This is a genomic window from Arthrobacter sp. B1805 (assembly GCF_002929745.1).
GTDB lineage: Bacteria > Actinomycetota > Actinomycetes > Actinomycetales > Micrococcaceae > Arthrobacter_D.
Window position 1 is genome coordinate 22,625 of sequence record NZ_PJIQ01000015.1, and the last position, 22,064, is coordinate 44,688.

Below are 22,064 nucleotides of genomic sequence, written 5' to 3' on the forward strand. Positions count from 1 at the left end.
ATCATCTCCGTACGACGAGTGGATGCACGCGCGCTGAAGCCGCCGGATCAGTCGTCGTATGCGCGGAACTGCTCCACCGAGACGATGCGCCCCTGGTTCGTGCTGCTGACCTGGCAGATGACTGCCTCGCCGGGCGCCAGATAGGGGTCCTCCACCGGGAGGAGCGCCCGCAGCGCGCTCGTCATGTGCTCACCGAGCACCGAGAACACGAGCGGGAGCACGGGGCGATGCGTGCAGATCGCCACGGGACGGCGTTTGTCGATGACGCGCTCGACGGCGCTCCTCGCGCGCGCCGGCTTGCGCGAGGCGTCGTGCTCGGTGAGCGCGTCCACGAGTTTGAGTTTCGCGCTGCGCTGGTTCACATAGGGCGAGATCGTCTGGACGCACCGCACCCAGGGGCTGCTCACCACGCGCTCCGGGTTCCAGGCCTGAAGCAGGCGGCTCACCGCGATGGCCTGCCTCCGGCCGGTGGCCGCGAGGGGCCGCTCGCCCTCAGCCCTGCTCCACGAGGACCGCGGTTTCGCCTTCGCGTGCCGCACCACGATCAGCGGCCACGTCTGCAGGTCCTTCGCGCGGTGTGCCTCGAGCAGGGCGTCGAGCGGTTCGACGTCGGACGGATTGCTCAACATGTCGCGCGCGCTCTCGGGCGACACCCACAGCACCCGGTCGACCTCCTTGCCGTCCGGGGCCGGTCGGAGCCGCTCTGTCTTCGCGGCCCAGTAGTGCACCACCTTGTCGCCGGATGCGACGGGATAGGTGATCGTGGCAAGCGGGATCCCCAGCTTGACGCTCAGTCCCACCTCCTCGAACGTCTCGCGGACCGCGCACTCGGGTGTCGTCTCACCCGGATCGAGCTTGCCCTTCGGCCAGGACCAGTCCTTGTAGCGGGGGCGATGGATGATCAGGACCTCGAGCCGGCCCTTCTCGATGCGCCAGCACAACGTCCCGGCAGCAGCAACGGTGACGCCCGTACCCTGGGTGGTGCCGGCGGGCGCGTCCTTCGTCGTCGGGACCATCAGCGGCGGGCCACCGCCCGCTGGCGGGCCCTGGAGGCCAGCAGCCAGGACTGGATGTCCTCGAGGGGCACGCCGTCGTCATCCTTGTGGTGGCGTGTCCACTCACCACTCGCGTCGAGGTGCCAGCTGGAGACAGCGGGGTTCATGTAACGGTCCATGAGGTTCATCAGGTAGGAGATGTCCTCGGGCTCGCTGAGCTGCACGAGGGCCTCCACGCGGCGATCGAGGTTGCGGTGCATCATGTCCGCCGACCCGATGAACACGGCAGGCTCGCCCCCGTTCGCGAAGGCGAACACACGCGAGTGCTCCAGGAATCGTCCGAGGACCGATCGGACGGTCACGTTCTCGCTGAGCCCGGGAACCCCCGGTCGCACCGAGCAGATACCGCGGACGATCACGTCCACCTTCACGCCCGCCTGCGACGCACGGTACAGCGAATCGATGATCGCCTCGTCCACCATGGAGTTCACCTTGATGACCACGCGGGCCGCGAGGCCCGCCTGCTTGTTCGCGATCTCCCGTTCGATGCGGTCGATGAGGCCCGAGCGCACGGACCGCGGCGCCACGAGGAGTCGCTTGAACGTCGACTTCGGCGCGTAGCCGGAGAGCTGGTTGAAGAGGCGCGACAGGTCCTGGCCCACCTGCTCGTTGGCCGTGAGCAACCCGAGGTCCTCGTAGTAGCGCGCGGTGCGTGGGTGGTAGTTGCCCGTGCCGATGTGGCAGTAGCGGCGCAGGCCGTCGATCTCCTGCCGCACCACGAGCGACAGCTTGCAGTGGGTCTTGAGGCCCACGATGCCGTACACCACGTGCACGCCTGCCTGCTCGAGCTTGCGCGCCCAGGAGATGTTCGCCTGCTCGTCGAAGCGGGCCTTGATCTCCACCAGCGCCAGGACCTGCTTGCCCGCCTCCGCGGCGTCGATCAGGGCGTCCACGATGGGGGAGTCGCCCGAGGTGCGGTAGAGGGTCTGCTTGATGGCCTGCACCTTGGGATCCGCGGCAGCCTGCTCCAGGAACGCCTGTACCGACGTCGAGAAGGAGTCGTACGGGTGGTGCAGCAGGATGTCCCGCCGGCGCATCGCGGCGAAGACGTTCGCGGCCTTGGAGGTCTCGCTCTCGTTCAGGTAGCGGCTCGTGTGCGGTACGTGCTTCGGGTAGTGCAGGTCGCCCCGGTCGATCCCGGCGATCACGCTGAGGCCGCGCAGGTCCAGCGGGGCAGGCAGGTTGTAGACCTCGTCCGCCTCGACTCCGAGTTCCCGGGACAGGAGCGCACGGATGCTCGGGTTGATATCCGTCGTCACCTCCAGGCGCACGGGCGGGCCGAAGCGGCGGCGCAGCAGTTCCTTCTCGAGCGCCTGCAGGAGGTTCTCGGCGTCGTCCTCCTCGACCTCGAGGTCCTCGTTGCGCGTGACGCGGAACAGGTGGTGCTCGAGCACCTCCATGCCCGGGAAGAGCTGATCCAGGTGGACGGCGATGACCTCCTCGAGCGGGATGAAGCGCGCGATGCGTCCCGCGACGTTGCCCGCCCGGGGCCCGTCGACCGACATGAGGCGCGGCAGCTGGTCGGGCACCTTGACGCGGGCGAAGAGTTCCTTCTCGCTGATCGGGTTGCGGACCACGACGGCGAGGTTCAGGGACAACCCGGAGATGTACGGGAAAGGGTGCGCGGGATCCACGGCGAGCGGCGTGAGGATCGGGAAGACCTTCTCGGCGAAGACCTTGCGGAGCTCCGCCCGCGCGGCGTCGTCGAGTTCCTCCCACGTGGTCAGGTAGATCTGCTCCTGCGCGAGCGCGGGGCGGATCTGCTCCGCGAACACAGCGGCGTGCCGCTGCTGCAGCTGGTAGCCGTCCTGCATGATCTTCTCGAGCTGCTCGATCGGGCTGAGGCCCGCGGCCGACGGAACGGCCAGGCCCGTGGCGATCCGACGCTTGAGCCCGGCGACGCGCACCATGAAGAACTCGTCGAGGTTGGACGCGAAGATGGACAGGAAGTTCACGCGCTCGAGGAGGAAGAGCTCCGGATCCTCGGCCAGTTCCAGCACGCGCGCGTTGAAGTCGAGCCAGCTGATCTCGCGGTCGAGGAAGCGGTCCGGCCGGATGTCGCCGGAGGGCAGGAGGCTGGGAGCGAAGTCGGGGATGTCGATGCGGTCCTGGGTCGCCCGGGCCGGAGCCGTCTCGGACGATCCGTACAGTGACGCACCACGGCGTTTGGTCTCTGAATCCATTGCGTCTCCTGCAGCGTGGGCGGGCATGGTGTGGCGAGTACCGCGGCCGACCGGCCGGGCACGCCTCGAAACAAACCTTACAAGGTGCTTTACGCCGTCGTGCCCGCGTACATGACGTCGACGTCCCAGCGGGTGAAACCGAGCTTCCGGTAGAGCGCCACGGCCGCGGCATTGTCCGCGTCGACGTACAGCATGATGGCCTGCAGCCCCTTGCGGTGGAGGTATTCGATGCCGGCGATGGTGAGGGCCTTCCCGAGGCCCATGCCCTGGGCGTCAGGCGTCACCCCTACCACGTACACCTCGCCCATCCGCGGGTGCGCACCGACCCCCGGGTGGATCTTGGTCCAGTGGAAACCGAGCAGCGCACCGTCCCCCTCGCGCACGGCGAGCAGGAAGCCGTCCGCGTCGAACCAGTCCTCGTCCATGCGGGCTTCGAGGTCCGCCCGTGTGGTGGAGCCCTGCTCGGGGTGGTCGGCGAAAGCCGCTGCATTGGCAGCGAGCCACGCGTCCTCGTCCTCGCCGCGGACGAACGGGCGCAGGACGATGCCCTCGGGAAGGATCAGCGCCGGGACGGCCTGCTCAACGGCGGCACGCGTCAGCCGCATGCGCCAGAGTTCCCGCACGGGCCGGAAACCGAAGCGGGCGGCAAGGTCTGCGGCGGCGGAGTGGTTGCCGTGGGACCAGCCACGGAGTCCGGTGATGTTCTCCGCCAGGACCGCCTCGATGAGGGCCGTCCCCGCGCCTTCACCACGGCAGTCCGGTGCGACGACGAGTTCGAGGACGGCGCCTTCCCCGGTGTCGCCCGTGACACCACCGGTGACGACGGCCACGCCCGCGAGCTCGCTGTCCTGCTGCCCAGCGGTGCGCACGGTGAACACGAGCAACCGGTCACCGGCGTCCTGCGCCCGCAGCGTCACGAGCGTCTGTTCCGACAGCGGGGGATTCCCGTCCGCCTCGGTCGCCGCGGCCGTGAGCCGGCGCACCTCCGTGGAGAGGGGAGCGGGCGGGGCGCCCATGATCCTGTCGACGGACCAGGTGGGAACGTGCTGCGCAGCGGTCATGCGTTCAGCCTAGTCCCGTTGCCGACCATCGTTTTGGTGCCCGCTCCGTTGTGCGGTAGTGTCGTGAACTGCTCGAGGGGGATGCACCAGTGGGGTGCCCGCGATACGTTCGACCCGTATGTCCTCCACCACGGTCCGGTCCATCACGGCCGGCATATGAAAAGCCCCTCCACCCACGGGTGGAGGGGCTTTTTCGTGTCGTCGTCGCGGACGAAGCCGGGCTCAGGCGTCCTGGTTGACGGAGCTGCGGTCTTCAGGGAGGCGGGTCAGCGTGAACCGGTAGCCCACGTTGCGCACGGTTCCGATCAGCTGCTCGTGGTCCGCCCCGAGCTTCGCGCGCAGTCGCCGCACATGGACGTCGACCGTCCGCGTGCCTCCGTAGTAGTCGTAGCCCCACACTTCGTGCAGGAGCTGGTCGCGGGTGAAGACACGCCCCGGATGCTGCGCGAGGTACTTGAGCAGCTCGAACTCCTTGTAGGTCAGGTTCAGGGGCTCACCGCCGACCCTCGCTGTGTAGCTCGCCTCGTCGATGACGACGCCCGACGCATGGATCTCGGTACTCGTCTCCTCGCTGGCCGCCGTCGACCGCGCGATGACGAGGCGGAGCCGCGCCTCCACCTCGGCCGGCCCGGCGGTGTCCAGCACGACGTCGTCCGCCAGCCAGTTCGCGGCGACCGCCGCCATGCCACCCTCGGTGAGGACGAGGACGAGGGGGGCGCTGAGGCCGGTGGCTTTCAGGAGCTGGGTCAGGGAGCGGGCCCCCACGAGGTCCTTGCGGGCATCCACCAGGACCACGTCGCAGGGCTCGGTCTCCAGCAGCGCCGTCGGTTCCGCCGCGAGGATGTGCACCTTGTGGTTGAGCAGTTCGAGGGCCGGCAGGATGTCGACGGACGAGCCGGTGGTGTTCGTGAGCATCAGGATGTGCGGCATGTGTCCTCCACGGGTCGGGAATGCGCATCATCGGGCAGCGGTGCCGTCGTTCCCGAAGGGGAGGCGAAGGCGGTAGAGATTTTGACAAGTATAGCCGCAGGGCTGTGATGCGGCGCACGTGCCCCACTGGTCCGCAGTCCCCGGTTTTCCCAGCGCACGTGGGGGTAGGGCAGTATTGCTGGGGTGAAGAGGACGAGCGTGGCCGCTGCGGCCGGAGCAGCAGCAGTGGCGACAGGGGCGATTGTCGCGTCCTCCTACATCTCGCTGACGGCGGTGGCACTGATCGTCGGCGCCGCCGTCGTCCTGGCTGCCGTCGGATGGCCCTACGTTCTCGGTGTGCCCGCGAGGAAGAGCCAGTCCGCCGCCATCGGGCTGAGCGCCCTGCTCGCCGTCGTGCTGACCGCCACCACACCGGGTCCGTCATTCCTCGCCTGGTTCCCGGCGTCCGTCGCGCTGGGTGTCGGCGCCGTCTTCATGATCCAGCTCATCCGCGGGACCGGTCAGAGCCACCGGCTGGAGTCGACCCTCGGAGCGAGTTCGGGCGTCGTCGCCGTCGCCATGGGGGCGGGGTGGGTCGCCGCCGAGAGGCTGGCTGTCAACGCCACGGATTCCGGCGTGATGCTGGTCACCGGAATCAGCATCCTGGTGGCCATCGCAGGGTGCCTCCTGCCATTCCCCGACCGTCTGGTCGCACCGGCCGTCGTCGTCCTCGCGGCGCTCGCCGGTCCTCTCGGCGCGTTGCTGTTCACCGACGTGCCGGCCCTGTCCGCCGCGGTCGTAGGGCTCGCGTGCGGCACGGTGATCGCAGGGACGCGCCGGCTGCTGGTCGCCCGTGAGGCATCCCTGCCGACCATTGCCGCCTTGGCCTCGGGAGTGACGCCCGTGCTCGCGATCGGCGCCGTCGTCTACTTCCTCGACAAGCTCTTCCTCTCCTGACGCGATTTCCCGACCACGGCGCAGGGAGCCCGCCCGAGCGGTCCCGCCGTGTCCGGGCTGCGCGTTACGATGGAAGCATGTCCATTCTTGCTCTTGAAATCTTCTTCATCTCGCTGCTGGTCGTCGCCGGTCTCGGCATGGCAGGTTTCGCAGCCCTCGTCATCACGCGCCTGTACAAGGGCCAGAAGTAGTCCCAGCAAGCCCCTTGACCCGGAGCGCCCATGTCGATTGAACTGCCCACCGACCTGACACCCGAGCTCGTCCCACTGTCGTGGCTCCTCGGAACCTGGGAGGGGACAGGGATGCTCGGTGAAGGAACGGCCGAGTCGGAGCGCTTCTCGCAGCGCGTCGTGTTCTCGCAGAACGGCCTGCCCTACCTGCAGTACAGCGCCGAGTCCTGGCTCATCGACGAGCAGGGCTCGCAGTTGCGGCCGCTGTCCGTCGAGACGGGCTTCTGGGCGCTCGACCGGAAGCTGAACGACGCCGACGTCGGTCCGGGGCTGAGCCCCGCGGACATCGTTCCGGCGCTGAAGACGGCCGACGAGGTCGAGCAGTTCCGCAACGCGGCCGGTGGCTTCGACATCACCGCTACGATCGTGCACCCGGGCGGAATCGCCGAGCTCTACTACGGGAGCATCAAGGGCCCGCAGATCCAGTTGAGCACGGACCTCGTCATGCGCGGACAGCACTCCAAGGAGTACTCCGCCGCCACCCGCCTGTTCGGACTGGTCGAAGGCAACCTCTACTGGCGCTGGGACGTGGCAGCGGACGGCAATTCCCTCGAGGCGCATGCGTCGGCCATTCTCAAGAAAGCCCCCTGACAGCGCGGACAACCGGATCCGCGGTCGCACCGTGCACCCACGGCGCCGACCAGCAGGAATAGCCCCGCCCGAGAGGCGTTATACCGTCATGATCCCATCAAGCCCTTTCCTGAGCCGACCCGGTGCCGTCGAGGGCGGCGGAGCGGACGCCGGGGTTGCCTCCCACTACGGCGATCCGTTCCGTGAGCAGCGCCTGCTGGCGGACGGGCAGGCCGTCGTCGACCTCTCCCACCGCGGAGTGGTCACGGTGTCCGGCCCCGACCGCCTCAGCTGGCTCAACAGCCTGTCATCCCAGCTGCTGCTCGGCCTCCGGCCCGGGCAGAGCACCGAGACGTTGCTCCTGACGGTTCAGGGGCGGATCGAGTACTCGGCGCACGTCGTGGACGACGGCGCGACCACCTGGCTCGTCACCGAGGGTGGCGAGGCGGCCCCGCTGGCAGCCTGGCTCCAGCGCATGAAGTTCATGCTGCGCGTCGAGGTGGAGGACGTCACGCATGCCTGGGCCGTGGTCGGAGCGACGAGGGCCCTGCCGGAGGTGGCCGACGCCGTCGTCACCTGGGAGGATCCCTGGCCATCGATCGGGGCGGGCGGCTACGCCTACTCCACTATCGACGACGGCGAGCACCCCGGCCGGGAGCGGCCCTGGTTCGAATACCTCGTGCCACGTGAGCGCCGGAAGGAGGTCGTCGCGGCGACGGGTCTCGCCCTCGCCGGGTCACTCGCCGCCGAAGCCCTCCGCGTGGCCGCCTGGCGCCCGCGGCCCGGCTTCGAGACCGATGAAAAGACGATTCCCCACGAGCTCGACCTCATGCGCACGGCCGTCCACCTGGCCAAGGGGTGCTACAAGGGCCAGGAGACGGTTGCGCGCGTGCACAACCTCGGGCATCCGCCGCGCAGGCTCACCTTCCTCCATCTCGACGGCAGCCAGCACACCCTTCCCGCCCCCGGCAGTGCCGTCATCAGTGAGGGCCGCACGGTGGGCCGGGTGACATCCGTGGCGCACCACTACGAGATGGGCCCGATCGCGCTTGCGGTCCTCAAGCGGTCCGCTGATGCGTCAGCGGACCTCATCGTGCAGGACGGCGAGGAGATCTATGCGGCCGGCCAGGAGGTCATCGTGGCGCCGGACGCCGGTCAGGTCGTCGGTCGCGCCACCGGGTTCCTGAGGTCGCCGCGATGAGCGCGGGTGGAGGCGACGAGGCCGGCGGCACCGCCGCGGCGGGCACGGACGACGGCGCTGCCGCAGCGATCGCCCTGGCCCATGCGCTCTTCGATGCCGCGCGGCAGGGTGACGCCACCACGCTGGTGCGGTACCTGGACGCCGGGGTGCCCTTCGCTCTGACGAACACCGCGGGAGACAGCCTGCTGATGCTGGCCGCCTACAACGGGCATCCGGCCGTCGTGCGGGACCTGCTGGCACGGGGCGCTGACGTCGATCAGGCCAACGACCGTAGTCAGACGCCGCTCGCGGGAGCCGTCTTCAAGGGCCACACCGACGTCGTCCGGCTCCTCGTGGCGGCCGGAGCGGATCCCGAGGCGGGGACGCCGTCGGCCCGTGCTGCCGCGGAGATGTTCGGGCGCACCGAGCTCCTCGAGCTGTTCGGCTAGCGGGGGGATACCTCCAGGACGGATGCTCGTGCCGGTCACCATCCGGTGGCGTCCCTGAAGTGCTCCTCGAAGAACGGCCTCAACGTGCCGGCGTAGGTAGCAGTGAGGTGATTGTCATCGAGGTACACGCGAACGTTCCCGATGACGGCAGGGCAGGTTTCCGAGACGCAGATGTAGCCGTTGAGGTCCATGGTCGAGAGGCCCGGAGTGATGGCTGCCATTTGCGCGATGGGCGATACTTCTCCCATGTCGCGTGCGTCGGCCTCTCGTGGGTTGCACGCTTCGGACGACGCCCCGAACTTCTCCACGCACTCCATCATGTTCTGATGGAAGCGGGGGTTGTCGCGGATAGCCACCATGGGGATGCCCTGGGACATCAGGTCGGAGGCACCCCGACTGAACCCACCGGGAAGCAACTCGAAGGGTGCATCGGCGATCGAGTAGGTTCCCGTGGTGAACACCACGTCCGGACGGAGACCGAGGATGTAGTCGGTGGCCTGAGTGTTCCTCCCGTTGCAGTCAGGGGCTACTGTCTCCTCGTGGCCGACGTACTGGCACCCACCCTTCACGATGGCCACTACTGCCCAGTTGTTCTCCTCCGCCATCGGCCTGATGGCAGCGAGCCACTGCTGGACGTGGCTGTTCCCTACCGCGAGGATGGTGCGATCCGGCGCCTCCTGGTCGACGATGACGGAGCAGCCCATCCCCTGCAGCAGTGGGGCGTCCGTGCCGTACCTCCCTAAACAGGGAGCATGGAGGCTGGCGTAGTCGTGGGCGGCAGTGCTTGCGGAGGGGACGAGCGGGACCCCTTCGGGGGCGGTGACCCCGAAGCGCGAATCCAGCACCAGGGCCCCCGGGTTGTTTCTGCTGGCCTCGGCCGCGATCTGTTCCGATTCGATCCTCAGGCTCTGCTGCCAGGCAGTCAGGGGAACTGCGACGAGCCCCAGGCACGCCGCGAGCACGATCACGGCATTCAGGCGCCGTCTGTCGGGCCACGCCAGTGCCCGCAGGGGGCGCTCGACGAAGCGCATCGTGGCGTAGGCCAATACGAGGGACACCGCGATGATGATGAGGCCTCCGAGTACGCCCGGCGTCGGGCGGTCCTGCCACGCCAACGCCAGCACCAACACGGGCCAGTGCCACAGATAGAGGGCGTAGGACAGATTCCCCAGGCGCACCAGCGGCTTCGACGACAGGAACCGGTCCGCTCCGACGGCGCTCCGGCTCTGCCCGGCAACGATCACGAGGGCAGCCGCCATCAGCGGCCACAGGGCTACATATCCCGGGAACTGGCCCTGCACATCAAGCAGGAAACCGCCGCTCAGCATCGCGAGCACGCCGACCCAGCCCGCGACGATGCGGCCGACGCGCGGCAGGCGGACGTACGGCAATGCCAGCGCGAGCAGCGTGCCGATGGCGAATTCCCACAGCCGGGCGCGCGTGTCGAAATACGCGAAAGCCTGGTTCGTGTAGGTCTCCCAGACGGAGAACGCCAGCGAGGCGACGAACAATGCACCGAACACGATCAGGACGACACTGCGGAACTTTAGCTGCAACCGCCGCGACACCAGCACGCTGATAAGGAACAGCAAGGGCCAGAGGATGAACACCTGCCCCTGCACCGATAGCGACCAGAAGTGCTGCAGAGGGCTGGCCTGACTGTGATCAGCCGCGTAGTAGTCCACGGTGTCGGCAGCCAGTATCCAGTTCTGCACGTAGAACAGCGACGCCCATGACTGTCCCATGATGTCCCACCAGCGCGATTGCGGCACCAGCAGGCTGGATGCGACGAGCGTGCCGAGGATGACGACCACGACAGCCGGAAGCAACCGCTTGTACTGGTGCAGCCAGTGGCGGGTGAGGTCCAGCGGGCGCCCGGATTCGACCTTCCGCAGGAACGACAACGTCAGCAGGAATGCCGAGATCAGCAGGAAGACATCGACCCCGCCCGACACCCGGCCGAACCAGATGTGATAGGACACGACCATGAGTACAGCCAGCGCGCGCAGGCCCTGGACCTCCGGACGGTAACCCCCACCCGTGCCGTTGCTCTCCCGTCGGGGAACAGAAGGTCGAATCCTACTCATGCTCGTCTTTCCGGCGTTCACGGCAAACACGGTGTCTGATCCTACCGGCGCACTCCTCAGCCTCATATCCGTCCATCACTCACCGGGAGCCCCCGTGGCGATCCTGGTCGATTCCGGTCGTCCACCTGAGCAGCCAGCGGGAGAAGCGGTCACCGTCCTTCAGGCAGAAGAAGGTGAGGACCAGTGCCAGCAGCACCGTCACGGTCACGGACCCGACCGTTCCGAGTCCGGAGGAGACCTGGGACAGTAGGCTCGCTGCGGCCCACCCCACTCCGCTCACTGCTACCAGCAGGCCAAGAACCGTGGTCGCCGCGGCTGCCGAGAGTACTGCTCCGCTACGGATATCGCCCAGCATCGCACGCGGGGGAACCGTTTCCCGCTGTTCCTCATCGGCGCTGGTCGAAGGTGGTTTCTGTTCGTCCGTCATGTCTGCCCTTCCACGGAGCCGGTCCGCTGCGGGACCGCACCGCAGCCCGGAATTGCCGGTGTGCTCGGCGGGAGGTCGCGTGGAGTCGCCGTCACCGAGCGCTCATCGACAGGGTTGAGGCCCGTACTGACCGGTGTTCACGCCACCACAGCAGGAGGACCAGGGCTGCACCGCCCACGCACGCGAGCAGCGGGACCGCCCAGGCGTCGTCGGGTGCAAGGAGGGCGCCACCGTCCTGCCAGGGCCACAGTGCCCGGAGCGAGCCGAGGATAAGCCCAGTCGCGACCAGGAGGGTTGCTCGCCGGTGCACGCGCAGCAGGTACGAGAGGGCCTGGACCACGGAGACGAGTCCGAGGACGGCACCAGCTATGAAGAGCAACAAGTACCCACCGTCCCGGGTGCTGACCGCCTCGAGCGTCGGCTCATACATGCCGAGGGTCAGGAGGATGAAGGAGCCCGAGAGTCCGGGGAGGGCCAAGGCGCAGACCGCGACCGTTCCGCTGAGGACCACGACCCACCCGGACGGATCCTCGACCTGGAGTGACGGGCGGCCCAGGAGCACGAACACCACAGCTGCAACTGCACATACGGCGACGGGCCCGAGAACCCTCGAGCTCGTGGTCGAGGGACCTGCGTCCCGGGCCATGGTGATGGGCACCAGCAAGCTCGCCGCCACCATTCCGAGGAACAGGGCGCTGGAGAGTGTCGGCTGCGTGTCGACGAAAGTGTGCAGGGGCTTCGAGAGGGCGAACAGGGCCAGGAACATGCCGACGGCAAGGGGCAGGATCAGGGTCCACTCGACACCGGCCAGGCGAGGTCCTGCACCCTGTCGGTCGCGTCGCAGGACGATGCACGCCAAGCCTCGGATGAGGTGATTGGACGAGGCGACCACACGGTCGAACACCCCGAGAACCAGTGCGACAGTACCGCCGGAGACCCCCGGGACAAGCTCCACCAGACCGATCAGGGCCCCGTAGAACGTGGTGCCGAGGGTCGAGCTGAGTGTGGTCGCGGGCTGTGAGGCGGGGCGAGGGGAGAATTTCACCGGTTCCACGCTAACAACCGACGTCGGTTGAACGGCTCGATCGGGGGCACGGTTGCTGTTCCGTAACATGATCGATGGCCGACCGTGACTCGCTGGGAAGTTGCTGACAGTCGGATACCCGCTGCTGCGTCGCTCGGGCAGGGACTGCCTCCGCGCCGGCCCGCTGCACGCTGTCAGGCGTCGAGGATGACCGAGGTCTGTGTCCCGGCGAAGGCGAAACCCGCCCGTCGGGCGGTGCGCTGCGAGGCGGTGTTGTCCGTGCGCACGCGCCATTGGGGGACGAGGCCGGCAGCCATCGCTTCCTCGACGGCGACGGCGGCTATGCGTTGCGCGTATCCCTTGCGTCGTTCGTCCGGCGGCGTGATGACGGCGGTGTGCGCCAGGATGCCCGCCCAGATGTCATACCCCGCGCCCGCAAGCGGCGTCGGCTGCCCGTTGTCCGAGTCGTCGCCCTCGGCCACCAGCACGAAGGCGTGTTCGGCCCCGCCGAGGCCAGCCTCCGCCACGTCGTCGGGCGGGCACCTGCGCTCGAGCGCGTGGACGAGCAGCTGCTCACGGGACACGACGGCGGGCGGTCCGTCGAACTGTGGCAGGTCGTCGCAGAAGTACAGCTGCGCCTCACCGAGACCGCGTCCCCCGTGGCCGCGACTGAGCGTGAGCAGCGCCGAGTGGCTGCGCAGCTCTAGCCCCGACATGCTCCGCCCTGCGTCGATGGCCCACGCAGGTCCCTTGAGCACCTCCTGCCCGAACAGGGTGACGAAGGTCAGCACGGATGCGTCGTCGTCGAGGCTGTACAGGCGGTCGGGGCCGCCGCCGGCAAGTGCGTCGTCATCGAGCCCCAGCAGCCGCGACCAGGCGAGCTGGATGATCGAGACGGTTCCCGGGTCGAGTTCCACGAGCTCAGCCGAAGAGGATCGCAGCTTCGTCGTATCGGTGCTGCGGAACGCGCTTGAGGTTGCCGAGTGCCGCCTCGAAGCCGACGTGGGCGATCTCCGTGCCGTTGAGCGAGACCATGGTGCCCCACAGCTCGTCCTTGACGGAGTCGACCGCGGCCATGCCGAGGCGCGTGGCGAGCACACGGTCGAACGACGTCGGGACTCCGCCGCGCTGGATGTGGCCCAGGATCGTGGCCCGGGTCTCGATGCCCGTTCGTGCCTCGAGCTCCGGGGCCAGCTGGTCCGCGATACCACCGAGACGGGGGCGGCCGAAGGTGTCGAGCCCGCGCTCCGAGTGGGCCTGTTCCATGTGCGAGGGCACGAACCCCTCCGCGACGACGACGAGTGGGGCACGTCCTCGGGCGTTCGCCGTCGAGACCCACTCGGCGATCTGTTCGATGCTGGTCTGCTGTTCCGGGATCAGGATGGCATGCGCGCCGGACGCCATGCCCGCGTGCAGCGCGATCCAGCCGACGTGGCGGCCCATCACCTCGGCGATCATGCAGCGGCTGTGTGACTCGCCCGTGGTGCGGAGCCGGTCGATGGCCTCGGTGGCGATCTGCACGGCCGTGTCGAAGCCGAAGGTGTAGTCCGTGGCGTCGAGGTCGTTGTCGACGGTCTTGGGGACGCCGACGATCTTCAGGCCCAGGTCCGTGAGGCGCTTGGCGGCCGCGAGCGTGCCCTCTCCACCGATCGCGATCATCGCGTCGATGCCGAGTCGGTCGAGGTTCTCCTTGATGGCCTCCGCACCGCCCTTGCCCTCGAAGGGATTGGTCCGCGAGGTTCCGAGGATCGTGCCGCCCTGTTTCGAGATGCCCCTGACCGCATGGCGGGGAAGGTCGATGATGTCGCCTTCGACGACGCCACGCCACCCGTCGCGGAATCCCACGAACTCCTGCTCGTGGGTCTTGATGCCCTTGAGCACCGCGCCGCGGATGACGGCGTTCAGCCCGGGGCAGTCGCCGCCGCTGGTGAGGATTCCGATCTTCATGGGGCGTGGGTTCCTTCGACGAGGGGTGGGTGGTTCATCAGGAGCACACCGTCGGGCCCAACTATGATTCTAGACACACGCGGGACTCCCCACCCGACTGCGTCACACTGCCGGGCGCACCGGGGGGACTCGTCGTTCCCGGGCCGTCCGCCCCGCTACGGACCACGTAGGCTGGCACCATCCGGCGCACGCGGACGCAGCTCCCGCGGATCGCCACCCCGTAGGTCCGAGGAGGACACAGCAGTGCCCCAGGCAGGTTTTGCGCCAGCGGCGCTGCGGATGGTGTCCATCTCCCGACCGGTCCTCTGGATCAATACCCTGGGCACCGGCGTGGTCAGCATGTGGCTCGTCGGTTCTTTGTGGCAGTGGGAGGCGTGTGCGCTCCTGGTCTGGCTCACGCTGCCGTTCAACCTGCTCATCTACGGCGTCAATGACATCTTCGACCAGGACACGGACGCCCTCAATCCGCGGAAGGGCTCGCTCGAGGGCGCAAGGATCAGGGCCTCCGAGGTCCGGGCCATCTGGGTCGCCGTCCTCGTCACGAACCTGCCGTTCCTCGCCTGGTTCGCCCTCACCCTCCCGCCGGTGGCGCTCGGGTGGATTGTGCTCTACGCGGTCGTGTTCGTCTTCTACTCTGCGCCGCCGCTGCGCTTCAAGGCCCGGGCGTACATGGACTCGATCAGCAATGCGGCCTACGCCCTGCCGCTCGTCTTCGTGCCCTACGCGCTGGGCGACGAGCCGGTCTGGGCCGCGGCACTCGGGCTCATGGCCTGGAGCGCCGCGAAGCACACGTACGACGCCGTCCAGGACATCGACGAGGACAGGGCAGTAGGCATCACGACGACGGCGGTCCGGCTCGGGGTGCGCGGCGTCGTCGGCTGGAGCGGGGCCTGGTGGGCACTCTCCACCGCGTGCTTCGCCCTCGTCAGCATCCCGGTCGCCGTGGTGAATGCCCTGATCGCCGGCTGGCTCCTGGTCGGCCTCTACCGGGACCCCCGGCCGGCGACGGGGCACCGGCTGTACCGGTACTCGATCGCGTTCCCCTACGTGGCCGGCACCGTCGCAGGCGTCCAGCTCGTGGTCGGCCTCACGCTGGGCCTGTACCGGTGAGCCGTGTCGTCGTCGTCGGTGGCGGTATCGGTGGCCTGACCGCTGCTGCCCTGCTCGGGCGAGCGGGTCACAGCGTCACCCTGCTGGAGGCGTCCGACGACGTCGGAGGCAAGAGCCGGCGCATCGACGTCGCCGGGCAGCGGATGGACACCGGACCGTCGTTGTTCACCTTCCCGGCCGTCTGGCAGGACTTCCTGCAGAGGCTCGACGACGTCGCTCCCCCTGGTTCCGGTAGTGCGGCGGCTACCGCGGACCTCCGGCTGGAGAGGTTGCCGGAGGTCGGCACCTACTACTACCGCGGGGAGGAGTGCGTGCTGCCGGTGCCCGAGGGACACCCGTGGCACGAGGCATGGACGCGTTTCGCGGCTGAGCACGGCATCCTGGGCGCGGACGTGTCGCGACTGCTCACCACCGGCCCGCTCGAGGCCAAGGCGTATCCTGCGCTGGCGAAACTCGCCGGGCTGTACGGCCGGAGGCTGACGACGCGCAGCTACCTGGACAGCCTGGACTGGCTGCCGGAAGGGCTGCGGGAGGTCATCGCGATCCACACGCTCAATGCGGGCGTGAGTCCCACCAGGACGCCCGCGCTGTACGCAAGCATGCCGGCGATCATGGCGAGCGACGGCGTCTGGATCCCCGACGGCGGCGTCTACGAGCTGGTACTGGCGCTCGAACGGCTTGCCGTCGACGCCGGCGTCGAGATCCGTACGGGTGAACCCGTGCAGCGCATCGCGCGACGCCGGGTCACCACGGCCGGGGGCACCTACCCGGCCGACGCCGTGGTGTGCGGCATCGACGCCAACCGCCTCGGCGCCCTGTTGTCCGGACGCGCTCCACGTGTGCCGGGGAAGCTCACCTGCTCGGCCGTCGGGATCTACGCCGTGCTGGCGCGGCCACTGCCCGAGGGCACGCCGCGCCACGGCGTCGTCATGCCCGACGACCCAGCCGCGTTGTACGCGCGGCTCGAGACCGGCGACGAACCCGAGCAGACGATGGCTTTCGTCAACTACTACCCGGCGAACGGGGTCTACCCGAACTCGTCCCCGACCCTGGCGCTGCTCCTCACCGCGCCGGCCAACGGGAGAACCTATCCCCTCGACGATCCCTTCGTCCGGCGCGAACTCGACCGGACGACGCGCGTGCTGGGACTGCCGGAGCCCGTCGAGGACTACTTCGAGACCTACGAGATCCTGGACCCGGGGTACTTCGGCGAGCGCGGATCCGCCGGCGGGGCGCTGTACGGCGCGGTGCGTCCGGCCTGGTTGAGCGGACCGTTCCACCTTCCGCCCTACTCGGATCCCCTGCGGCCGTGGCTGTGGCGCGTCGGAGCGTCCGTCCACCCGGGCGGAGGGCTGCCGGCCGTGCTCGGCGGGGCGATGATGTCGACGCAGAAGCTACTGGACCGGCTCGGTCCCGCCGCCTGATCGAGAGCCTGCTGGGGCATCGCGCGCGTCACTCGTCCCACCGGAGCCGCCGGCACGGAGTGTCAGGATCGCGGAGCGGCCGGGACGGGGTCGTCGTCCCTGCGTGCCGTGGTGGCCGCGCGCGTGAGCTGCAGGCGACGCCGCCCCACGAGGACGATCAGCGCAGCGGCGAGAACGGCGGGAAACACGAGCCCCGAGAAGATGCAGACGCCCAGCCACAGGAACATCGAGACCAGCAGGCTGTCGAGCAGGCCCGGCCGGAGCGGCACCTCGGTGAGACGCCGGCCGCCGATCCAGGTGACGAGCGCGGACGCGATGAGCCCCGAGATGAGCCAGCCGCCGTAGTTGGAGAGCGGCACTCCGTAGTACGGGCCGCTGTCGGGCCAGATCCAGAAGCCGAGGGACACGGCGCCCGGATCCAGGACGCCGTCGATCACGACCAGCAGCAGGCCGCCGAGAACGATCCTGCGCAGCGTCGTCCCGTGACCCGACACCACGGCCACGGCGCCGATGACCAAGGGTACGTAGGACAGGGGCAGCAGGTACGGCACGAGGCCGAGGATCGTGGGACCCAGGGGATCGCCGTAGTAGAACCGGCCGTACGGCATTCCGGTGGCGACGCCGAGTCCCTCGATCAGGTAGCCGAAGAGCGACACTGCCACGAGGGCCGCGGACCCGCGCACGGCGCCGAGCTGCCGGACCAGCGCGATGAACGCCGGCAGCGCGATCAGCAGGTTGAAGGCGTACGACGCGTAGCTCGCGCCCTCCACGTCGGGAAACCGCACCACAAAGTATCCGGAGATGAACAGGAACGCGCACGACGCGATGAGCAGGCGCGGGACTTTGCGGGGAGCGGTGGTTCTCGACACGGCATCCATCCTTGCAGGTCATGCAGCAGGAAGGGCCATCCGCGCTGACTGCGCGGATGGCCCTTCCTGTGCTCGTCATCCGTCACCGGGACCCGGACACGACCTTCTCCAGGGCGATGGTGCCGTCCGTCGTCGGCAGGAGGAGCCACAGGACCAGGTAGAGGGGAAGACCGATGAACGGGAGGAGGAAGCTGAGGAGCATCGCGATGCGTACATAGCTCACGCGCCACCCGTACTGGTGTGCGATGCCCGAGGCGATGCCGCCGAGGATCCCTCCCGGACCGCGCTTGATGGGGGAGGAGCGAAGGAAACGGTAGAAGGACTGCATGGTGTGCCTTTCGTTGGTGGTCTGTGCTTGTGGGGATGGTCAGTAGGATGCGGTCGTGTCCGAGCCGTGGTCCCTGTCGTGGTCGCTGTCGTCGTCCCGCCCGGCTTCGTTCGCTGATCGGTCCGTACCTCCGCCGTCGGCCGTCGCCCGGGAGCGGAGGGAGAGTATCCCTCCGGCGACCAGGGCGAGCCCGACACCGATCAGCAGGCCGAGTGCCACCACCACCGGATCGATCGACAGCGCGATGAACTGGCTGAGGAGGACGAGCAGGGCGATGGCGAGGATCAAGGCCCCCCAGACGATCGTGGTGACGCGCGGGCGTCGCTTCTGCTCGGTGATCGAAGTGCTCATGGTGTGTCTCCTGCGGGGGTGTCGGTGCCGGGGGCGGTGGTGATCGAGACGTCGCTGAGCGCGCCCCGCACCTCGAGAATCAGGGCTGCGCCGGCAGCATCAGGATTCAGCTCGCCGTTGCTCAGCTGCAGCAGTCCTTCCCGGTCGCTGAACTCGGAGCGGGACTCGCCGAGCGGCGGAGCGTCGCTGATCGCCTCGGCGTTGCCGAGGGCCATGCGCGTCCGGATCTGTACGAAGACGTCCTCCGGAACGATCACCGTCACGCCGCTGGCCAGGGAGTTGACCGGCACCGTGATGTCACTCGCCGGCCGGGGCAGCTCCGTCAGGTCGATCGTCGTGTGTGCCGCCATGATGCTGTAACCGCCCTCCGCTGCCCGCAAGGACGTCGGCGTGGTCCGGTTCTCCTGCGCCACAATCCAGGCCCCTCCCACGATCGTGAAGGACGAGACGAGTGCACCGATGGTCGCGAGCGCCGCCGTCAGACCGACAAGACCGGAGGTTCGACCACGAGCCCCGAGTACCACGACGCCGAGGGCGAGCACGATCGCAGCCGCCGCGAGGGCGACCACTGCCGGATTCAGGAGGTCCAGCACGTCCAGGTAGTCGAGCGTCAGGAGTGTTGCCGCGAGGATGACCGCTCCGCCGACGAGGAGCGCCGTCGCGGATCCGGAGGGCCGCGCGGGGCGGGGGCGGGCGGTTCCCGGGCTGGAACCGGACGGCGGCGATCCCGCTCCGTAGAACCCTGGCGCCGGATACTGCGACCCCGAGCCTGCCCACGTCGAGGAGCCGGTCCACCCGGTGCCGGCGGGGTCGTGGGGCAGGGGGGCGGAGGCGGGCAGGGGCTGAGTCAGCGCTCCCGGATGCTGCGGCAGGGGAATGGTCCTCTGCTCGAGCGTCTCGTCCCGCGCGCGGCCCACGTCTGGATCGCCGTCGTCCCCATCAGGCGCGGTGCCGGGGAGTGCTGATCCGGTGCCGCTCGCTGGGGCGCCGGCGGAGGGTGTGAAGGCCATGCGTTCACCGGGCGTGGGCGGCCCGGGCCGGCTCGCCGGTCCGAAAGGCGCGGGCGGGAAGGCCGCTGGCCCTCCGTGACTGTGGGGTGGGCCGGCAGGGCCTCCGCCGACGTCCTGCGGACCGCCTGGTGCTCCGTGCACGGTGCGGCCGCTGCCGGACCGGTTGATGATCCAGTACACGAACAGGACGACGGCGCCGATCCAGAACAGCGTCCACAGGAGGCCGCCGGCACCGCCCTCGCCGAGGAACGGCAGGTTCGGGCGCCAGAGACCGATCGCCACGAGCGCTGCGGCTCCGGTGAGGCCGGACGTCCAGGATCCGCGGCCGGCCTGCTCGACGTGGATGCGTCCGTCCGGTTCCGGAAGCAGGGCCCAGGCGAGCCCGTACAGCAGCACGCCGATGCCGCCGAAGACCGCGAGGATCACGATGATGCCGCGCACCAGGGCCAGGTCGAGCCCCGTGCGGCGGGCTACGCCGCCCGACACTCCGCCGACCCAGCGATCGGGGGCCCTGGTGATGTCGAGGCCTCGGATCCAACGGAAGAACGACGATGACGCGGGAGGATCCGCAGGAGCGGGTGTGGCCGGATCGTGCTGCCAGGACGGCTCGCCTGGTGTTGGTGCTGATGTCATGCCTCAATCCTTCACTCGACGGTCCGGCGCGGCTATCGGGGCGAACCCTGATTGAACCCTGAGCGCCCCCTGAATCTGCTCCGGGAGGAGCTCCCACCCTGTAGGTGCATGTTTTGATGAGGACATGAGACCCCCGCTGCTGCGCAGATCCGACGGCGTGATAGCCGGTGTCTGCGCCGGACTCGCGGTCCATCTGGGGATCAAGCCCTCCTGGGTCCGCATCGGGATGGCGCTGTTGACCCTCGCCTCGGGAGCAGGAGTGCTCCTGTACGCCTGGCTCTGGATCTTCGTGCCGACCGCCGCGGACAAGGCGGCACAGGCAGGGCGGCAGACCGGGCCGGCAGCCTTCATGCACGACGTCGGGACGCCCGCCCCGTCCGACGGCAGTGCTGCGGCCAGGGACACTGGACAGGCGCCGGCCGCCGGCGCGTCCCTTTCGCCGGAGCCGGGTCCCTTCGATCCGGAAGGGCTGGATGATCGGACGCTGCGCGCGGGTCGACGGGAGATCCTGTTCGGAACGGGGTTGCTGCTCGCGGCGGCGGTGCTCGTGGTGCAACTGCTCGGAGTGCAGGTCAACTGGGGTTTCTTCGTTCCGATCGCCGTCGTGGCCACGGGAGCAGCTCTGGCATGGTCGCAACTCGACGAGGTGCGACGGGTCCGGGTCATGAACAGGGCGGGAGCGGGACGGGCCGGCGGAACACTGCGCCTCCTCGCGGGCATCGTGCTCGTGGTCGCAGGCGTCCTCGTCGCGCTGTCGAGCACCGGCTCGTGGACGTTGACGATGGCCACGGTCGTGGCGGTGCTCGCCGTCCTCGCCGGGGTCGCCCTCGTCCTCGCACCGTGGGGCCTCACGTTGTGGCGTGACCTCGAGGCGGAGCGTGCGGCCCGGGTCCGTGAGACGGAGCGCGCGGAGATCGCTGCGCACCTGCACGACTCCGTGCTGCAGACCCTCGCGCTGATCCAGAACCGGGCGGATTCCGAGACGGATGTGCTGCGGTTGGCGCGGGCGCAGGAGCGCGAATTGCGCCAGTGGCTCTTCGCCGACCCGGCGAAGGACCCCGGCAGCCTCGCTGAGCGGCTGCGCGTCATGGCGGGCGAGATCGAGGACCTCTACGGGCATCCTGTCGCAGTCGTGGCCGTGGGAGACGCCGTCCTGGGCCCGGCGGAGGACGCTCTGGCGCAGGCGGCGAGGGAAGCGATGCTCAACGCCGCCAAACATGCGGGGGTCGCGGTCTCCGTCTATCTCGAGGCCGGTACCGACGCCGTCGAGGTGTTCATCCGGGACAGGGGCGAAGGCTTCGATCCGAACGCGGTGCCGGCAGATCGCCTGGGGATCCGCGAATCCATCCACAGCAGGATGCGCCGGCACGGTGGCTCTTCGGAGCTCCGCAGTGACGAGGCCGGCACCGAGGTGCGCCTCCGTCTGCCCAGGCCTGCCCGGAACGGCGTCTAGGCTGGCGTGACGGACTGCCGCCGCAACGGCGGAGAACTATGGGCGCGACAGGGGCGGACGGTCGCAGGGCGGCCAGGAGAGGGAGACGTGGACAGCCAGAACGAATCGGTGGACGAGGCAGCACCGGTGATCGTCACCGTGGTCATCGTCGACGATCACGCCATCTTCCGCTCCGGCCTCCGTGCGGCGCTGGGCCCGTCGATCCGCGTCCTCGGCGAGGCGGCGACGGTGGAGGAGGCGGAGGCGGTGATCAGCTCTACGGAGCCCGACGTCGTGCTCCTCGACGTGCACCTTCCGGGAGGTCGCGGAGGGGGCGGCGCGGAAGTGATCCACCGGTGCACTACCCGGGGAACGCGGTCCCGGTTCCTCGCCCTGAGCGTCTCCGATTCGGCGGAGGACGTCGTCGCCGTCATCCGTGCAGGGGCCCGCGGCTATGTCACCAAGACGATCTCAGGACCCGAGATCACCGACGCCGTGCAGCGCATCTCCTCAGGCGACGCCGTGTTCTCGCCGCGACTGGCCGGCTTCGTCCTCGATGCCTTCGGAACGGCTTCCGTCGCCGTCGACGACGAGCTCGACCGACTCTCCGCGCGGGAGCTGGAGGTCATGCGGCTGATCGCACGCGGCTACAGCTACAAGGAGACGGCGAAGGAACTCTTCATCTCCGTGAAGACCGTCGAGACACACGTGTCCGCGGTGCTCCGGAAACTCCAGCTGTCCTCGCGCCACGAACTCACGCGCTGGGCCACGGAGCGCAAGCTGCTCTGACCCGGCCGGTACCGCAGCAGCCGCCGGTACCGCAGCCGT

21 protein-coding genes are annotated in these 22,064 nt (G+C 69.0%); 8 read left to right on the forward strand and 13 right to left on the reverse strand.

All coding sequences use genetic code 11. From position 1 onward, the window contains the following. Positions 1 to 47: 47 nt before the first annotated feature. The 4 genes from CXQ96_RS14730 to CXQ96_RS14745 form a co-directional block, all read right to left on the reverse strand. Positions 48 to 1,016, reverse strand: a complete 969-nt coding sequence (locus CXQ96_RS14730) for an NUDIX hydrolase (RefSeq protein WP_104118774.1) — start codon at positions 1,014 to 1,016, stop codon at positions 48 to 50. After that, the gene (locus CXQ96_RS14735; protein ID WP_181036489.1) at positions 1,016 to 3,238 is read right to left on the reverse strand and encodes an RNA degradosome polyphosphate kinase; all 2,223 of its coding nucleotides are present in this window, start codon (positions 3,236 to 3,238) and stop codon (positions 1,016 to 1,018) included. The genes CXQ96_RS14730 and CXQ96_RS14735 overlap by 1 nt, the downstream gene beginning before the upstream one ends. A gap of 89 nt (positions 3,239 to 3,327) precedes the next feature. After that, complete coding sequence (mshD, locus tag CXQ96_RS14740) at positions 3,328 to 4,254, reverse strand: mycothiol synthase (protein ID WP_258059147.1); 927 nt, start codon at positions 4,252 to 4,254, stop codon at positions 3,328 to 3,330. 267 nt (positions 4,255 to 4,521) lie between these two features. Further along, a complete protein-coding gene (locus CXQ96_RS14745) occupies positions 4,522 to 5,229 on the reverse strand; it encodes a response regulator transcription factor (RefSeq protein WP_104118777.1) in 708 nt (235 codons plus the stop codon). Between the two features lie 183 nt (positions 5,230 to 5,412). Between CXQ96_RS14745 and CXQ96_RS14750 the strand changes: the two genes are divergently transcribed. The 4 genes from CXQ96_RS14750 (at position 5,413) to CXQ96_RS14765 (ending at position 8,594) form a co-directional block, all read left to right on the forward strand. Next, positions 5,413 to 6,165 carry a hypothetical protein gene (locus CXQ96_RS14750; RefSeq protein WP_258059142.1) on the forward strand — a complete coding sequence of 251 codons (753 nt, stop codon included), beginning with the start codon at positions 5,413 to 5,415 and terminating at the stop codon, positions 6,163 to 6,165. 221 nt (positions 6,166 to 6,386) lie between these two features. Further along, positions 6,387 to 6,986: an FABP family protein gene (locus CXQ96_RS14755; protein ID WP_104118778.1), complete on the forward strand. Its 600-nt coding sequence runs from the start codon at positions 6,387 to 6,389 to the stop codon at positions 6,984 to 6,986. 88 nt (positions 6,987 to 7,074) lie between these two features. Further along, on the forward strand, positions 7,075 to 8,166 hold the full coding sequence (locus CXQ96_RS14760; RefSeq protein ID WP_104118779.1) for a folate-binding protein YgfZ: 1,092 nt from the start codon (positions 7,075 to 7,077) through the stop codon (positions 8,164 to 8,166). Further along, positions 8,163 to 8,594 carry an ankyrin repeat domain-containing protein gene (locus tag CXQ96_RS14765; RefSeq protein ID WP_104118780.1) on the forward strand — a complete coding sequence of 144 codons (432 nt, stop codon included), beginning with the start codon at positions 8,163 to 8,165 and terminating at the stop codon, positions 8,592 to 8,594. The genes CXQ96_RS14760 and CXQ96_RS14765 overlap by 4 nt, the downstream gene beginning before the upstream one ends. Positions 8,595 to 8,629: 35 nt before the next feature. Here the strand turns inward: CXQ96_RS14765 and CXQ96_RS14770 are convergent, their stop codons facing one another. From CXQ96_RS14770 to CXQ96_RS14790, 5 genes are all read right to left on the reverse strand, one after another. Continuing rightward, positions 8,630 to 10,681, reverse strand: a complete 2,052-nt coding sequence (locus CXQ96_RS14770; RefSeq protein WP_104118829.1) for an acyltransferase family protein — start codon at positions 10,679 to 10,681, stop codon at positions 8,630 to 8,632. 79 nt (positions 10,682 to 10,760) lie between these two features. After that, the gene (locus CXQ96_RS14775) at positions 10,761 to 11,108 is read right to left on the reverse strand and encodes an AI-2E family transporter (RefSeq protein WP_104118781.1); all 348 of its coding nucleotides are present in this window, start codon (positions 11,106 to 11,108) and stop codon (positions 10,761 to 10,763) included. Positions 11,109 to 11,199: 91 nt separating this feature from the next. Next, the gene (locus tag CXQ96_RS14780; protein WP_181036490.1) at positions 11,200 to 12,153 is read right to left on the reverse strand and encodes a DUF368 domain-containing protein; all 954 of its coding nucleotides are present in this window, start codon (positions 12,151 to 12,153) and stop codon (positions 11,200 to 11,202) included. Between the two features lie 173 nt (positions 12,154 to 12,326). Beyond that, positions 12,327 to 13,049 carry a GNAT family N-acetyltransferase gene (locus CXQ96_RS14785; RefSeq protein WP_104118783.1) on the reverse strand — a complete coding sequence of 241 codons (723 nt, stop codon included), beginning with the start codon at positions 13,047 to 13,049 and terminating at the stop codon, positions 12,327 to 12,329. Between the two features lie 4 nt (positions 13,050 to 13,053). Further along, entirely contained in the window at positions 13,054 to 14,079 is a 1,026-nt protein-coding gene (locus tag CXQ96_RS14790) for a 6-phosphofructokinase (RefSeq protein ID WP_104118784.1), read from the reverse strand. 243 nt (positions 14,080 to 14,322) lie between these two features. Here CXQ96_RS14790 and CXQ96_RS14795 point away from each other — a divergent pair, with 243 nt between their 5' ends. Then, positions 14,323 to 15,189, forward strand: a complete 867-nt coding sequence (locus tag CXQ96_RS14795) for a UbiA family prenyltransferase (protein WP_258059143.1) — start codon at positions 14,323 to 14,325, stop codon at positions 15,187 to 15,189. Further along, complete coding sequence (locus CXQ96_RS14800) at positions 15,186 to 16,613, forward strand: NAD(P)/FAD-dependent oxidoreductase (protein WP_104118785.1); 1,428 nt, start codon at positions 15,186 to 15,188, stop codon at positions 16,611 to 16,613. The genes CXQ96_RS14795 and CXQ96_RS14800 overlap by 4 nt, the downstream gene beginning before the upstream one ends. Before the next feature lie 62 nt (positions 16,614 to 16,675). On the opposite strand, the gene CXQ96_RS14805 is transcribed toward CXQ96_RS14800, so the two are convergent. From CXQ96_RS14805 to CXQ96_RS14820, 4 genes are all read right to left on the reverse strand, one after another. After that, complete coding sequence (locus tag CXQ96_RS14805; protein WP_181036491.1) at positions 16,676 to 17,482, reverse strand: carotenoid biosynthesis protein; 807 nt, start codon at positions 17,480 to 17,482, stop codon at positions 16,676 to 16,678. Between the two features lie 82 nt (positions 17,483 to 17,564). Then, positions 17,565 to 17,810 (reverse strand): PspC domain-containing protein, encoded by a 246-nt coding sequence (locus tag CXQ96_RS14810; protein ID WP_104118787.1) that lies wholly within the window; start codon positions 17,808 to 17,810, stop codon positions 17,565 to 17,567. 39 nt (positions 17,811 to 17,849) lie between these two features. Continuing rightward, positions 17,850 to 18,161, reverse strand: a complete 312-nt coding sequence (locus CXQ96_RS14815) for a hypothetical protein (protein ID WP_104118788.1) — start codon at positions 18,159 to 18,161, stop codon at positions 17,850 to 17,852. Then, entirely contained in the window at positions 18,158 to 19,804 is a 1,647-nt protein-coding gene (locus CXQ96_RS14820) for a PspC domain-containing protein (protein ID WP_104118789.1), read from the reverse strand. Before CXQ96_RS14820 ends, CXQ96_RS14815 begins: the two co-directional genes overlap by 4 nt. A gap of 124 nt (positions 19,805 to 19,928) precedes the next feature. Between CXQ96_RS14820 and CXQ96_RS14825 the strand changes: the two genes are divergently transcribed. Together CXQ96_RS14825 and CXQ96_RS14830 are read left to right on the forward strand one after the other, a co-directional pair. Further along, entirely contained in the window at positions 19,929 to 21,257 is a 1,329-nt protein-coding gene (locus CXQ96_RS14825; protein WP_104118790.1) for an ATP-binding protein, read from the forward strand. Between the two features lie 87 nt (positions 21,258 to 21,344). Continuing rightward, positions 21,345 to 22,025 carry a response regulator transcription factor gene (locus CXQ96_RS14830; RefSeq protein ID WP_308662964.1) on the forward strand — a complete coding sequence of 227 codons (681 nt, stop codon included), beginning with the start codon at positions 21,345 to 21,347 and terminating at the stop codon, positions 22,023 to 22,025. Positions 22,026 to 22,064: the final 39 nt, after the last annotated feature.